General features: G+C 39.5%; 13 protein-coding genes. 3 read left to right on the top strand and 10 right to left on the bottom strand.

Annotated elements, in window-relative coordinates; genetic code table 11:
- Positions 1-63: 63 nt before the first annotated feature.
- The 9 genes from EEL30_04635 to EEL30_04675 all read right to left on the bottom strand — a co-directional run bounded on the left by EEL30_04635 (position 64) and on the right by EEL30_04675 (position 9,366).
- Positions 64-291: a hypothetical protein gene (locus tag EEL30_04635; GenBank protein ID QDX91719.1), complete on the bottom strand. Its 228-nt coding sequence runs from the start codon at positions 289-291 to the stop codon at positions 64-66.
- 829 nt (positions 292-1,120) lie between these two features.
- A complete protein-coding gene (moaA, locus tag EEL30_04640) occupies positions 1,121-2,155 on the bottom strand; it encodes a GTP 3',8-cyclase MoaA (GenBank protein ID QDX95670.1) in 1,035 nt (344 codons plus the stop codon).
- A gap of 16 nt (positions 2,156-2,171) precedes the next feature.
- Positions 2,172-3,434 carry a molybdopterin molybdenumtransferase MoeA gene (locus EEL30_04645; protein ID QDX91720.1) on the bottom strand — a complete coding sequence of 421 codons (1,263 nt, stop codon included), beginning with the start codon at positions 3,432-3,434 and terminating at the stop codon, positions 2,172-2,174.
- A 76-nt stretch (positions 3,435-3,510) separates the two neighbouring features.
- Positions 3,511-4,314 carry a formate dehydrogenase accessory sulfurtransferase FdhD gene (fdhD, locus tag EEL30_04650; GenBank protein ID QDX91721.1) on the bottom strand — a complete coding sequence of 268 codons (804 nt, stop codon included), beginning with the start codon at positions 4,312-4,314 and terminating at the stop codon, positions 3,511-3,513.
- 149 nt (positions 4,315-4,463) lie between these two features.
- The gene (locus tag EEL30_04655; GenBank protein QDX91722.1) at positions 4,464-4,829 is read right to left on the bottom strand and encodes a DUF2294 domain-containing protein; all 366 of its coding nucleotides are present in this window, start codon (positions 4,827-4,829) and stop codon (positions 4,464-4,466) included.
- A gap of 192 nt (positions 4,830-5,021) precedes the next feature.
- Positions 5,022-6,140, bottom strand: coding sequence for a transposase (locus EEL30_04660; GenBank protein ID QDX91723.1), 1,119 nt, complete (start codon positions 6,138-6,140; stop codon positions 5,022-5,024).
- 155 nt (positions 6,141-6,295) lie between these two features.
- On the bottom strand, positions 6,296-6,970 hold the full coding sequence (locus EEL30_04665; protein QDX91724.1) for a uracil-DNA glycosylase: 675 nt from the start codon (positions 6,968-6,970) through the stop codon (positions 6,296-6,298).
- 176 nt (positions 6,971-7,146) lie between these two features.
- The gene (locus EEL30_04670; GenBank protein ID QDX91725.1) at positions 7,147-8,400 is read right to left on the bottom strand and encodes a glutamate:protein symporter; all 1,254 of its coding nucleotides are present in this window, start codon (positions 8,398-8,400) and stop codon (positions 7,147-7,149) included.
- Positions 8,401-8,961: 561 nt separating this feature from the next.
- The gene (locus EEL30_04675) at positions 8,962-9,366 is read right to left on the bottom strand and encodes a hypothetical protein (GenBank protein QDX91726.1); all 405 of its coding nucleotides are present in this window, start codon (positions 9,364-9,366) and stop codon (positions 8,962-8,964) included.
- A 328-nt stretch (positions 9,367-9,694) separates the two neighbouring features.
- Between EEL30_04675 and EEL30_04680 the strand changes: the two genes are divergently transcribed.
- Both EEL30_04680 and EEL30_04685 read left to right on the top strand, forming a co-directional pair.
- Entirely contained in the window at positions 9,695-10,771 is a 1,077-nt protein-coding gene (locus tag EEL30_04680; protein QDX91727.1) for a DUF11 domain-containing protein, read from the top strand.
- Positions 10,772-10,959: 188 nt separating this feature from the next.
- On the top strand, positions 10,960-11,568 hold the full coding sequence (locus tag EEL30_04685; GenBank protein ID QDX91728.1) for a hypothetical protein: 609 nt from the start codon (positions 10,960-10,962) through the stop codon (positions 11,566-11,568).
- A 65-nt stretch (positions 11,569-11,633) separates the two neighbouring features.
- Here the strand turns inward: EEL30_04685 and EEL30_04690 are convergent, their stop codons facing one another.
- Positions 11,634-12,404: a pirin family protein gene (locus EEL30_04690; GenBank protein ID QDX91729.1), complete on the bottom strand. Its 771-nt coding sequence runs from the start codon at positions 12,402-12,404 to the stop codon at positions 11,634-11,636.
- A gap of 246 nt (positions 12,405-12,650) precedes the next feature.
- Between EEL30_04690 and EEL30_04695 the strand changes: the two genes are divergently transcribed.
- Positions 12,651-13,565 carry an ABC transporter ATP-binding protein gene (locus EEL30_04695; protein ID QDX91730.1) on the top strand — a complete coding sequence of 305 codons (915 nt, stop codon included), beginning with the start codon at positions 12,651-12,653 and terminating at the stop codon, positions 13,563-13,565.

Raw genomic sequence — 13,565 nt, forward strand, 5'->3', positions numbered from 1 at the left:
TTTCTTCTTACATCCCTAATACCCACTCAGATAAAAAGGAGCCCCTGATTATGGGGCTCCTTTTTATCTGATAATATCTACTACAACAAAAACATTTATAGCTATGAATGACAATACAATTAAAATAGACAATACCTTATTTGGCCTTTTAAAATTTTTGAAAATAGTTTTGTCGAGGAGTCGGGATAAAAACAAAAAAGAAACTGCGAAAATTATGAAATTAAATTTAGTAAACAAACTGAAAGCAAAAAGTAATAATGTTATGATAGTTAGAGTTAATAAAGACCACATATACCAACCACTTCCTTAAATTGATAGATAGTTTGGCTCTTTCCTTTAATTACTTGATCTCACTTATGTGCTTCTTTAACTTCATTCAGCCATTTTTCGTGTTCAACTAGGCTTAGTGTTTTTCGTTTGGCTAAGTAAAAGCGATATGAATACTCAATAACATGTGGATATACCCGCTGTTTTTCGGACGTCCATCTCAACTACCTGCTCTACACATAATACCATATTTTGGATCATCTGGCAGTATGTTATTCACTTCGTAATCTAATAGGGCGACCTCCTCCCGTCAGTAGCAGATGAAGAAAAAACGAAGAGGGATAGAGAAATAAAGTAGTCTTGACTGTCAGCAATATTCGAGCGTTTTTTGTTTACATTGATTTCTGACTCGTTACAACACTTGTCAATTCGTATTCTTTCATGACATTATAGAATGTATTTTTCTTCAATCCTAGCTCCTCCATAAAATATACGACTGTGATTAGTTACTAGTTGACCAACACCGCCCAATTTTTTATGTTTCCTTGTATCTAAAATGGGCATATCAACTACAACAACGTCAATTTTAAACTCAACCATCCATTGCCATTCTTTCAGGATCTCCTGCAAGATTTTCTCTTACGTTCTTCTGTCATTTACACTGATCCAATCAGAATTGCAATTACTAGTATTATGCGTAGCACCATTTAAGATATCGGTATCTTTAGTAGATTCTGTTCGCGAATCTTTTGATAAAACATAGCAGACAAAAAATAAAGAAAGAGAATACAGAAACTTTTTCTAAGAAAAGCTGTATTCTCTTTCTCATTTTCGTTTGTCTTGAAATCAGCTTTTATCCACCGATATGGGACATTTCCACCTTTTTACGTGGTAATCCCTCTGTAGCTGATAGTCGTTCTTCGGAATAGCGATCCTCCCGATGCGACCACAGATGTTGAATATAATGAGCTAACTCAGCATCGTTGGTTCCATCTCGAAGGCGGCTTCTCAAATCGGTTCCTTCTGTGGCAAATAGACACATATATATAAAGCCTTCCGCAGACAAGCGGGCACGTGTACAGGAAGAACAGAAAGCTTGCGTCACAGAAGAGATAAATCCAATCTCCGTCTTGGTTCCTTTGTAACGGTAACGTTTGGCTACCTCACCAAAATAATCAGCTTCTACTGGTTCCAAGGGCATTTCTTGATGGATCATTTCTAAAATCTCACGGCTCGGGACCACCTGTTTCAATTCCCAGCCATTTGCATTCCCCACATCCATAAACTCAATAAAACGCAACGTAATTCCTGCTTCTTTAAAATAGCGGGCCATAGGGAGGACATCCTGATCTGTTGCCCCTTTTTGCACCACCATATTCACCTTTACCCCAAGCCCAGCTTTCTGTGCAGTCTCAATACCTTTTAATACCGTACTAACCCTAACCCCGCGCCCATTCATATAACTAAACCGCTCATCATCAAGGCTATCCAAGCTGACAGATACCCTGTCTAGCCCTGCTTTCTTTAAAGGGAGAGCAAATTTTTCTAGCAAGGAACCATTTGTTGTTAGAGCAATATCCTTTACGCCCTCTATCTGCCTGATTTTCTTAATCAATACCGTTACATCTTTACGTAATAAAGGTTCTCCACCAGTCAAACGAATTTTCTCAACACCCATGTTCACAAAAATACGGGTTAGCCGCTCTAATTCTTCAAAAGAGAGTAATTTCTCTTTCGGAAGGAACTGAAAATCCTTGTGGAAAATTTCTTCTGGCATACAATAACGACATCGAAAATTGCACTTATCTGTAACAGAAATGCGTAGATCTCGCAATGGACGTTGCAAGTGGTCAGTTACTTTTGTATTTGTGATCTTCTGGTTCACCATCCCACAGCTCCCTTCTTTAGGTGACATCGTACTGAAGTGGGATCACCTGAATTAAATCTCCTTTAGCGGCCCCTGTTTTACCTGAAGGGATCAGCAGGAGACAATCGGCATCCTGTATAGAAAGCATGTGGCTTGATTTAGTCACACCAATCGACTTTACCTTTACTATTCCCTTATCTATCCACAATTTGCCCCGTTCGTAGCGTACATGGGGAGAACCTTTTTCATAATCGGTATCTAAAAAGGCCTCCATTATGGTAGGAAGGGCCTCTTTAGCACCCAACATAGCACGAATCGCTGGCCTTACGAACAATTCAAAACCAACAAAACATGCTCCTGGATTCCCGGATAAACCGAATAGTAATTTGTTCTGGATAACTGCTGCTGAGGTAGGACTACCAGGTCTCATGGATACCCGATTAAATAGCATATCCTCACTCTGTTCGCGAAAGATTTCTGCCATAATATCATAATCGCCAACTGAGACACCACCTGTAGTAATGACGATGTCCATGTCATGAAGGGCTTCTGTCAATAAAGCTTTTGCCTTTTCCTTATCATCAGGAATAATCCCGTATTGATAAGGAATTGCACCAGCTGCTTCCACCATAGCTTGCACCATATAGCTGTTACTATTGCGAATTTTGCCGGGAAACAATGCCTGTTCAATGGGCAGTAATTCCGTTCCTGTAGCAAAAATACCTACTTTAGGTTGGACATATACCTTTACACGATGATAGCCAAACGTAGAAAGCAATGCCATTTGACCCGGTTGAATCAATCTCCCTGGCTCTATAATAGCTTGCCCCTCTTGAATCTCTTCACCCACCTGAGCAATATTCTGACCTTGTCGTACGTTATGTTTAATTTGTACATAAGCTTGTTCATTCTGTTCGTATTCCTGTGTCTGTTCAAACATAATCACTGCATTAGCACCTTCAGGGACGCAAGCACCGGTCATAATTCGAACAGCCTCCCCCTTATTCAGCTTCATAGTGGGGGCAATCCCTGCTGCAATATCTCCTACGATTCGATAGGTAAGCGGCTCATGTGGTGTAGCTTCCTCAAATTCTGCACACCAGATAGCATACCCATCCATACCCGCCCGCCGGAAAGCTGGGACATCATTCGTTGCATGAATAGGCTCAGCTAATCGCCTGCCTAAACTGTTTACCAATGATACTACTTCCGTGGTCATGCTTGTTATGCGAGAAAGAATACGGTTTTGTGCTTCTTCAACTTTAAGCGCCCTTCGCTGAAACCGGTGAGATCTATTCATGTATGTCACACTTTCCTTTAGTGTACAGGTTCTTGTTATAATGCCATTATATTTTATTATACATCATGGAGGCCAATCAAAACGTAACGGACTGTGTCTCTATTATTCGTTCAGGATGCGTGTATACATTTAACGTATTCCCTCTGATAAACCCTACCGTTGTAATACCCAACTCTTCGGCGAGATCAAGTGCGAGGTTTGTTGGAGCTGATTTAGAGAGAACAATGCCCACACCTATTTTCGCCACCTTTAACAAGACCTCTGAAGATATCCTTCCACTAAAGGCAATGACCTTATCCGATAAGCCAATGCGATTCTGCAAGCAATAGCCGTACACCTTGTCTAAAGCATTATGCCTGCCAATATCCGTTCTTGTCACTACAATTCCTTCTTTACTGCATAAGACTGCGTTATGGACACCGCCTGTCTGCTTAAAAAAAGAAGAGTTGTCTTGCATATGGTTCATCATCATCTGACAATCCATTACGCTGATCTGCTGTTTTGACATGATTGTTTTGGCAGTTCGCACATCACTTTGCAGATAAAATTGTCGGCTTTTACCACAACAGGAACCGATGAAACGCTTAGAATGCTGGGGTGATAGCTTACTTTTATTTTTTAGCTCCACATAAGCAAATCCAGATTCTTCATTAATATTCAATGACTCTAATTCATCTGGTAGTCTGATAACACCTTCTGATGCTAGGAATCCAAGAAGAAGCTCTTCCATATGTTCTGGCGTGCACACCATTGTTGCAAATTCCATCTCATTTACTATTATGGTTAGCGGATATTCACACGCAATCTCATCATCAATTATCCGGAAATCCTTTCCATCATATCTCATGATAGCTCGTCGGGATGATACTTCCTGACTCATGGCAATCTTCCTTCCTTTTAATAGACCTTTTTACCAAATAAAAAATGCCACAAGCTAGACCTACCTTGAAACAAGGGGACAACTTGCGGCGGTTAGTCTTTAGCAGGTACGCTACCAAGTTCCAACTGCTGTATACTATATGTTTATCATCAGCGATCCGATCCAAATCTGCGCTCAATATCTTGGTCAAAAACAAAAATGGACATCCCAAAATCACTTTCAATATCAATATCTACGAATAGATCTATGAACGTTGCACCAAGAAGCTCTTCCATCTCAACAGGACGCGTCTTGTGGTACATTTCTTTGACCATCTCCGTCCGAGCTGAGCGAAGCATTTGCTTACCTGTATCTGCTGTTGCAATAAACTTCTCTACTGGGGAGAGATTGCCTTGCATTTCACAAATTGCCCAGTTTTTGCAGAATGTGGTTTTTATTTGACTAGGCCCTTTTCCCATATGACGTTTACGGAAAGTCCTGACCAAGTTGCTAAATTCAGCTTCATAGTTCGTCATGTTAGTCAGCTCACTTATTCAAATATATACCTATTTTATAAATTCTAACAGTATCGATGTCAACAACTCATGACTAAAGTTACGAGCTTGTAACTACCCGATAGTACACGCATCTTTCGACTCCTATCTTTTCTCGCTTTTACAAGCGTGGTGTTACATCAGGGCAGGTTGACATCTACCCAACAAAAGAAGCTATGCTCCTGTTGTTACTTCAACGATGTACTCTATTCCTTTTCGTTGAAGATTCATGGCCCCAATACGATCATCGTTTGAGGTGTAATGGCAGGCTTTACAGCAGAATACATGCATTTTCTTGTTTCGATTGGCTTTCTTTGTATGCCCGCACTTTGGACAAGTTTGCGATGTGTATCGTGGGTCAACTGCCATCACCTTTGATTGGTGCATCAAAGCTTTGTATTCTATCATTTGACGCAATTGATAGAATGCCCAAGATACATATTCATAACGATTTTTGACACGTACACGTTCAGTAGCATTGCGTACACCTGTCAAGTCTTCAACAACAAAGAGTGTATTTGCTCCATATCTTTCTACGAGTGCCTTACTGACAGTGTGATTAACATCTGTCATCCAACGGTTTTCTCGTTGACCGATTTTCTTCAAACGTCTACGTGAAGAAGCAGTTTGCCTCATTTGTAGTTGCTTACGTAAATGTTTATACTTCGCTCTTTTATGTTTGATATGTTTGCCCGTAAAGAATGTAACCTTACCCTGTGAATCATAAGCTGTGGCGGTAAAGTTTATTCCCATATCAACCCCAACCACTTGCTTTACTGTGTGGAAATCTGATTCAGGGATATCCTTTGTCATCGGAATATGCAAAAAGAACTTCCCATATTTATGGACGAGTTTAGCTGTGCCAAAAGTCCAAGAACCGTCAAAATATCGTTCCATGGCTTTTAACTCAAATGGAACTTTGATTCTGCCTTGTAAGGTGTTCACTGAAAACAATCCTTGGATAAGTGAATAGTCACGATTCCATACAAGATCATACTCTGTTTTTTTGAAAGCATTTTTCGTCCAAACATGTCCGTTACTTTTGGTAGATTTGTAACGTGCAATCACAGTCTTCATAACAGATTGTGCCATTTGTGAGCGTAGTAGGTATTCCGTTCGCAACACATCGTAAGTCATTTTATGTAGCTTTGGCTGCGACATCTCTTTTGTTTCAAAGATAAGAGAAGAAACATAGTTACAACCAGAACGATAGGCATGCAAAGTTTGTTTCAATAATTCTACTTGCTCTACAGTTGGTTTTATTTTGATTGTAGCTGTGATTGTTATTTGCATATTCTTCACCTCACCTTCACTAATGATATTATATCAAAAAATTAGTGAAAGCTAGCGATATTTGAGAGAAGAAACAGTGGAGTGTCTCCACTGAGAAATGATGAATAAGCAATTGCAATCAGGCTATACAAGAAGGGGGAGCTTACTTGTATAGGTTACAAAGGGGGAATTTGCCAGTCAATTGGTTCCTCTCCCATTTCCAAAAGAAATTGATTAGCTTTAGAAAAAGGTTTGGTACCGAAGAATCCCCTACTTGCAGATAGTGGGCTAGGATGAACCGATTCCAAAATGTAATGTCTATTGGTATCAATCATACTTTTTTTATCTTGAGCATTTCTCCCCCATAAGATAAAGACCACTGGCTTATCTCGTTTGTTTATCTCTTCAATCACACGATTGGTAAATAGCTCCCAGCCCCTACCCTTGTGTGAATTGGCTTCCCCATCTCTAACTGTTAATACCGTGTTTAACAAAAGTACACCTTGTTTTGCCCAAGACACTAAATATCCATGATTAGGAATTGAACAACCTAAGTCATCTCTCAATTCTTTATAAATGTTTACGAGAGAAGGGGGTGTTTTAATACCTGGATTGACTGAAAAGCTTAATCCATGCGCTTGATTAGGACCATGATAAGGGTCTTGTCCTAAAATAACTACCTTCGTATTTTGATAGGGCGTATGATGCAAAGCATTAAAAATATCATATTTATCTGGATATACAGTTTTAATAGCATATTCGTTCCGTAAAAACTCTCGTAGATGTAAATAGTATGGTTTCTGAAATTCACTCTCTAATAACGGAGCCCAGTCGTTTTTTAAAATGGACATGTATATTACCTCCCCGCTTTTATTGCTTCTTAAGCATAAGATAAAAGTAACAGATCGCCAAGTCTCTGACGCAAACAGGGTCTTAGTACTCACTTATACTATCTTCCCAGCTTGTACAAAAAAGGTTGCCGGCTTTTACCGACAACCTTCTTCCTACTACATTTCAGTGCATCCCTCTAGAGACTAGCAACATATTGTTTTCCTTTTTCCGGGTCATATTCTTTTTCCCATTTAGAAATAACTACAACAGCTAGAGCATTACCAATCACGTTAACAACTGTCCGCGCCATATCTAGCAAACGGTCAATACCTGCGATAAATGCTAAGCCCTCCAGTGGAATTCCTACCGTTCCTAAAGTAGCAAGCAATACGACGAAGGAAACACCTGGTACACCTGCAATTCCTTTAGAAGTTACCATCAGAACTAGCATCAATGTAATCTGTTGGTACAGGGATAGATCAATTCCATACATTTGTGCGATAAAAATGGCCGCAATCGCTTGATAGAGTGTGGAACCATCTAGGTTGAAGGAGTACCCGGTCGGCACTACAAATGAAGTAATTGCCTTTGGACATCCGAACTTCTCCATCTTCTCCATAATTTTAGGTAATACAGTCTCCGAGCTAGCCGTGGTATAGGCCAATAGCATTTCATCTTTTAGGATTTTCATAATGGTAAAGATGCGAATGCCACTTATTCTAGCTACTATACCTAGCACCACGAAAATAAAGAAGAACATAGCCCCATATACCAATATCATGAGTTTACCCAGTGGAATGAGTGATTGTAAGCCAAATTTAGAAACTGTGATACCAATTAAAGCAAACACACCGAATGGAGCAAATTTCATAATTTGATTGGTTACCCAGAACATGGCCTCCGCCACACCATGGAAGAATTGTAATACTGGCTTACCCTTGTCACCAATCGCTGCTACACCTAATCCAAACAAAACAGAGAAGAAGATGATCGCAAGCATGTCCCCTTTTGCGATAGACTCAAAAACATTTGTGGGTACAATATTAACAAAAGTATCTGCAAAACTGTGATTCGTAGCTTGATCGGCTGTCTGCACATATTTGTTGATATCGGTCTTAGATAACTCAGCCATGTTGACTCCCACACCAGGCTTAAAGATGTTTGCCGAAAGTAAACCTACCACGATAGCAACAGTGGTAATAATCTCGAAATACAAGATTGTCTTACCACCAATTTTCCCTAGTTTCTTTATGTCGCCAACGCCTGCTACACCGACAATCAAACTAGCAATTACAATTGGAACTACGATCATTTTAATCAAGTGAAGAAAAATATCCCCGATTGGTTTAAGATAGCTTTCTATAACGGGATTATTAAAGAAAATTGCACCGACTGTAATACCTAAAACAAGTCCAATCAGGATCTGTACTGCTAAACCATATTTTTTCATTTCAGCACCTCGCTAATAAAAACTTAAATTATTTACAAAGAAAATTACCGACAACTGAGATAGAAACAAGTAACTCGCGATCATTGAGGGTATGATTCAATCAAACTAAGTGAGAAAATAATAAAACAGGAGGATATCATTATTGGCATAAATGTAAATATAATTGTTATTTAATTTTGTTGAATGATGATCGCTTTCTTATTTTATCAATCCTTTAGCAAGTAGACAATATATTTTCACAACTGAGCGCATATTCAGATCCAATATGTAACAAGTTTAATTGACAACTATTTATGAGTTATATAGTAACAACCATACCTATTATTCACTATTTATGGCGCTATATTACCTTTGGTTTATTTATTCCCCATTGATTTCTGAGACATCCAATTAACAAAAAATTGCCTATTATGAAACAAAAAAAATAAAAAAATAAAAATAAAATAAAATAAAATATCTCTCTAACATACAGAAGGATATTCAATACAATTGAATTAGGCGATAGTAACACCTGCAACAGCCGTAGCTGCTGTTACATTACTAGAAGTGATGGAGTAAACATCAATAGACGAGTTTGTGCCGTACTGGTATTGCCAAGGTTACAATTGTTCCTTGAACTGGGTTAAAGGTGTTATTAGGAGTAGGTGAACTATAGAGTTGAGCTGTGATGGTTACTGTTGTTCCAATCAAAGAAATTGTTGCAGTGGTACTAAAGTAAGCCGAGATAGACGTAATAATACCGTCACGTGGAACAGTGTAAGCGAAGTTAAGAAGTGTACCTACTGCTCCAGTCAAATCGATGGTGGTTCCAAGAGCAAATACCGTCGGTGCTGAGCTTCCAAAACCAACCCTAGTACCAGCAAGGCCACCGGCAAGAGGAGTTCCTGATGCAAACGGAATAATTGAACCAGCCCCTGTTGAACCAGTTATACCTGTAATCGGGGGAAAGTGGTGAAATGTGTGCAGGAAAACGACGAGGAAGAGCTCTGTAGATCATCGTAGTTATCGTTAAAACTAGATTAACACCCCTATTATATTTGACCATTTTTATCTAAAACAAGTTCGACCGTGACCTTTCTACCATAACTACACATATACATAACTATCTGAGTTAAAGGAGGTACCATAATTGCGTTTTTCCCTATGGTCTCCCTTTAGCTATGGCAACGGAAAACTTCACGCTCTGTATGTAATCATCTTTCTTCTATATGAAAAGATGGTAAGCACAGTAAGTAACCAAGTATACAAATGCCAGCTTACCACATCATGTGTGTACCCCCGCTTACGCCTCTAGATAGTGGTCCGAGCTCGGGTTACCCCATTTTTCAATAATCCCGGAGGTGAACAAATTACCGTGAATATTTCATCACACGATTGTGACCATCATCATCCTGAAAGAGATGTCCTTGTTAAACTCTCCGCTGATACCTCTTCTATCACAGTTGGGAGCATCATTACATTTACAGTTCAAGTATTTAATAACAGCAGGGGAATTTTGACCAACGCCTTCCTGTTTAATCCGACTCCTACAGGTACTGTTGTACCAAATAGTGTCACTGTGAATGGATTCCCTCAACCTGGAGCTTCACCCGTAACTGGCATCAGTCTGGGTACCATCCCTGTACAAGTCAATTTTGTAAGTGTTACTTATCAATTTCGAGTAGTCTCTGTCCCATCCCCAGCAGAGATCATCGGCCAAGCAACGTTAACTGGTACACTTCTCTTCTCAAGGGGTCGACAAGTCGCTATTTCTGTCCTTTCTAATGTAGCTACGATTCCTTTCCCTGGTGCCTGTATTCCACTTCAAGCAACAAACAATGGAATCATCGCTCGGGAAGGTGAAGGTGTTAAATCGTTTATTAAAATCGCTAATCCAAGTCGAAGTCCCCTCTTGTTTAAGTTACTTTCTCATCCAAAACATGGTTGTATGAAACTCTTAATTGATGGTCGATACGCCTACAAACCAAATCGCGGTTTTTCAGGAGAAGATATCTTTACTGTTTTAGTTGTAGATCCCGTTTGCCACTTCACAGCTATAGCACGAGTCATTGTTCAAGTTAAGAAAAAACGGTGTCACCATCACAAATACAGTTCTTCTAGCTCTCCACATTCTCATTCTCATTATGATTCTCATTATGATTCCCATTCTCACCCACATTCTCACTCTCATTCATACTCTCACCCACATCCCACCCACACTCTCATTCTTGTGAGTGTTCCTACAGCTATTCCGAAAGTTGTTCTGAATCCAGTAGTAGTACATGTACCGAGGAGTAATCCGTTTCTTCACAGAAAAAGAAGCCTGGCGATACATGCTACTCCAAACCCATCAATCCTTGAAAGCACCGCTATATATCAAATGCCATGCTAAATAATCACTTTCACATAGAAAACGGCTATTCCAAATAGGAATGACCGTTTTCTTGTTATTTTGAATTTAACAAATATAATATCGTAACACATTTGTTAGAAATTACAATAGCAAATCCCCCTATCCTTGCCTTAAAATAGGTAACGTATTTTTCGTAGCAACATATATTAGGGAGGAAACAAACAAGGATGAATACTCAATCCGTTAAGATTACCAACTGTGATCCATCAGCATTAGGTTTATTTGGTTTGGCTATGGTAACATTGGTAGCTTCTATGCAAAAACTAGGCTTTACTGAAGGGCTATCCATGGTCGTACCATGGGCTATTTTCTTAGGGGCCTTTGCACAACTATTTGCTTGCATAAACGATTCTAAACGCAATAATATTTTTGGTACTACCGCTTTCGGCGCTTTTGCATTTTTCTGGTTTGCTATGGCATTTTCTTGGATGATTCAGATGGGTGTTTTTGGGGCGGAAATGGCTGCTAAAGTAGATAGCAAACACCTTGGCATTGCTTTCCTTGGTTATCTGATCTTTAGTGTATTCATGACGATTGGTGCCGCTGAAACGAATAAAGTTCTTTTCATCATCTTTGTTTTCATTGATTTCCTATTTATCGGTCTTACTTTCAGTAGTCTAGGAATCGCTAAAGAACCTATGCATACTCTTGCTGGAATATCAGAACTACTCATTTCTTTATTCTCATTCTATGGTTCAGCTGCATGTGTGCTTAATGCACATTTTGGTCGTGAATTCCTACCAATTGGCAAACCAATGGGCATCTTCAAAAAATAAAGAACGGTATACCTGTTTCTACAAAACCGCTTACGCCCTTGCGTAGGCGGTTTTTATATTTCGATTTATTCTTTATGATAAAGGGAATAGGGTACTTGATTAGGCACTCCGACCACCACAATACGTAATCCATCATTGTTTGCCTGAAATAAAAGATTTCTTGAAGCATCTTCTTCTACCACGACAAAATCTTTACATTTCAATTGTTCATGAACATCATTTGCTACATCATCTAGGTTCCCTTGTCCATGAGTTACATAAAATGCCAACGTCGTATCAGCCGGTATCTGGTAAATGTAACGCTGATTCGGTGCAATCTCCACATCCATCATTATAGCTTTTGTTTGTAGCTCTATAGGAGCAGGAGAACCTATAAGATGCTTTACACGAACCCCAATTTGTTCTTCTGTTACCATGACCTGTTGCTGTGTAAGATAGGAATAGGTAGGGACTTGTTTAAAACTTTGACGTAAATCAGGCTCAAACCAAATTTGCAGGAGTTCCGTGTCTTTCTTCAGCTTTTCTGTATGCTTAACTCCACTGCCTGCTTGAATGATCTGTAAGCTTCCTGCTGATAAATTTTGGTGGTGCGCAAGCGAATCCCCATGCTCTACTTCCCCTACCAGTACATATGTTACAATTTCAAAGCCCTTATGAGGATGCTCAGGGATTTGGTACGTCTCGTTACTGTATGCCCATGCCCAATAAAAGAGAGGTCCTACACGTGTTACAGCGCCTTTTTCTCCGGGAAAGGAAATAGCACGAAGCTCTGTAATCTCTCCTCTACCAAAATAGCTACTACCCTGTTGATCTGGAGGATATCTCTTGATGGTCATCTACACTCCACCTTACTTTTCTCTAATTTTAGACAAACTTAATGTAATTTTAGCAAATTTCAGATAAAATCAACATAATGAAAACACCTTTCCAAACATTCCCTTATTTAAGGTAAGTTTAAGAGTAGATTAAGTCGAATGAAAGGTTTTTCATCTATAATAGCCTAGTAAAAGTAAAATAGTATGCTCCATATCCATTATGTTTGGGTAATACTAGAAATATTAAAAATTGTGGGAGGAAAATGAATGTCTAACCAACCAGTGGTGAAATTAGAAAACGTGACAAAGAGAATTGCGGGAAAAACACTTGTTAGAGACCTGACGTTCTCTGTACAACGTGGGGAAGTATACGGTTTTCTTGGTCCCAATGGTTCTGGTAAAACTACAACCATCCGTATGATCGTTGGCCTCTCTTCCATTACGGAAGGCGAAATATATGTAGAGGGTTACAATATTAAAAAGGATCGGGCAAAAGCGATGGCTCATGTCGGAGCAATCGTTGAAAATCCTGAACTATATGGTTATATGACCGGGATGCAAAACATGATTCATTTTGCCCGGATGGCTGTTCAACCGGTACCAAAAGAACGAATCCACCAAATTATTGACCTTGTGGAGCTTTCAGGTGCCGTCAATCAAAAGGTGAAAACCTATTCACTAGGGATGCGTCAACGCCTAGGTATTGCTCAGGCTCTTTTGCACAATCCATCAATTCTGATTCTTGATGAACCAACGAACGGTCTTGATCCAGCAGGTATTCGTCAGCTCCGTGACTATCTGCGTGAATTAGCAAAACGTGAAAATATCGCTGTTCTGGTCTCCAGCCATTTACTCTCCGAAGTCGAGCTTATGTGTGACCGGGCCCTTGTTATTCAAGAAGGGCAATTTATTGAAGAGATGATTGTTAATAATCAAGCAACGGAAGTAAAAGGGCTATCTGTAGAGTTCGAAGTGGAAAACAGTCAGCAGACAGCAGACATATTACACGATTGGACAGTGGAGGTAATGAGTGACAAGCTACTCTTACTTCAAATCGAAAAATCGGATATTCCGATAATTGTACAACGTTTAGTTGAGAACAATTGCCCTATTTATCAAATTAAAATTAGAACCAAGTCGCTGGAAGATCGCTTCTTAGCTCTGACCAAAGGAGGAAAATAG

Origin of the sequence: Brevibacillus laterosporus, assembly GCA_007833815.1 — a bacterium.
GTDB lineage: Bacteria > Bacillota > Bacilli > Brevibacillales > Brevibacillaceae > Brevibacillus_B > Brevibacillus_B laterosporus_D.

Excerpts from the sequence above, each read along its gene's own strand:
- EEL30_04695 (QDX91730.1), top strand. The coding sequence starts at position 12,651 with ATGTCTAACCAACCAGTGGTGAAATTAGAAAACGTGACAAAGAGAATT.
- EEL30_04635 (QDX91719.1), bottom strand. The coding sequence starts at position 291 with ATGTGGTCTTTATTAACTCTAACTATCATAACATTATTACTTTTTGCT.
- moaA (QDX95670.1), bottom strand. The coding sequence starts at position 2,155 with ATGGTGAACCAGAAGATCACAAATACAAAAGTAACTGACCACTTGCAA.
- EEL30_04690 (QDX91729.1), bottom strand. The coding sequence starts at position 12,404 with ATGACCATCAAGAGATATCCTCCAGATCAACAGGGTAGTAGCTATTTT.
- EEL30_04670 (QDX91725.1), bottom strand. The coding sequence starts at position 8,400 with ATGAAAAAATATGGTTTAGCAGTACAGATCCTGATTGGACTTGTTTTA.
- fdhD (QDX91721.1), bottom strand. The coding sequence starts at position 4,314 with ATGAGTCAGGAAGTATCATCCCGACGAGCTATCATGAGATATGATGGA.
- EEL30_04645 (QDX91720.1), bottom strand. The coding sequence starts at position 3,434 with ATGAATAGATCTCACCGGTTTCAGCGAAGGGCGCTTAAAGTTGAAGAA.
- EEL30_04685 (QDX91728.1), top strand. The coding sequence starts at position 10,960 with ATGAATACTCAATCCGTTAAGATTACCAACTGTGATCCATCAGCATTA.
- EEL30_04665 (QDX91724.1), bottom strand. The coding sequence starts at position 6,970 with ATGTCCATTTTAAAAAACGACTGGGCTCCGTTATTAGAGAGTGAATTT.
- EEL30_04660 (QDX91723.1), bottom strand. The coding sequence starts at position 6,140 with ATGCAAATAACAATCACAGCTACAATCAAAATAAAACCAACTGTAGAG.
- EEL30_04655 (QDX91722.1), bottom strand. The coding sequence starts at position 4,829 with ATGACGAACTATGAAGCTGAATTTAGCAACTTGGTCAGGACTTTCCGT.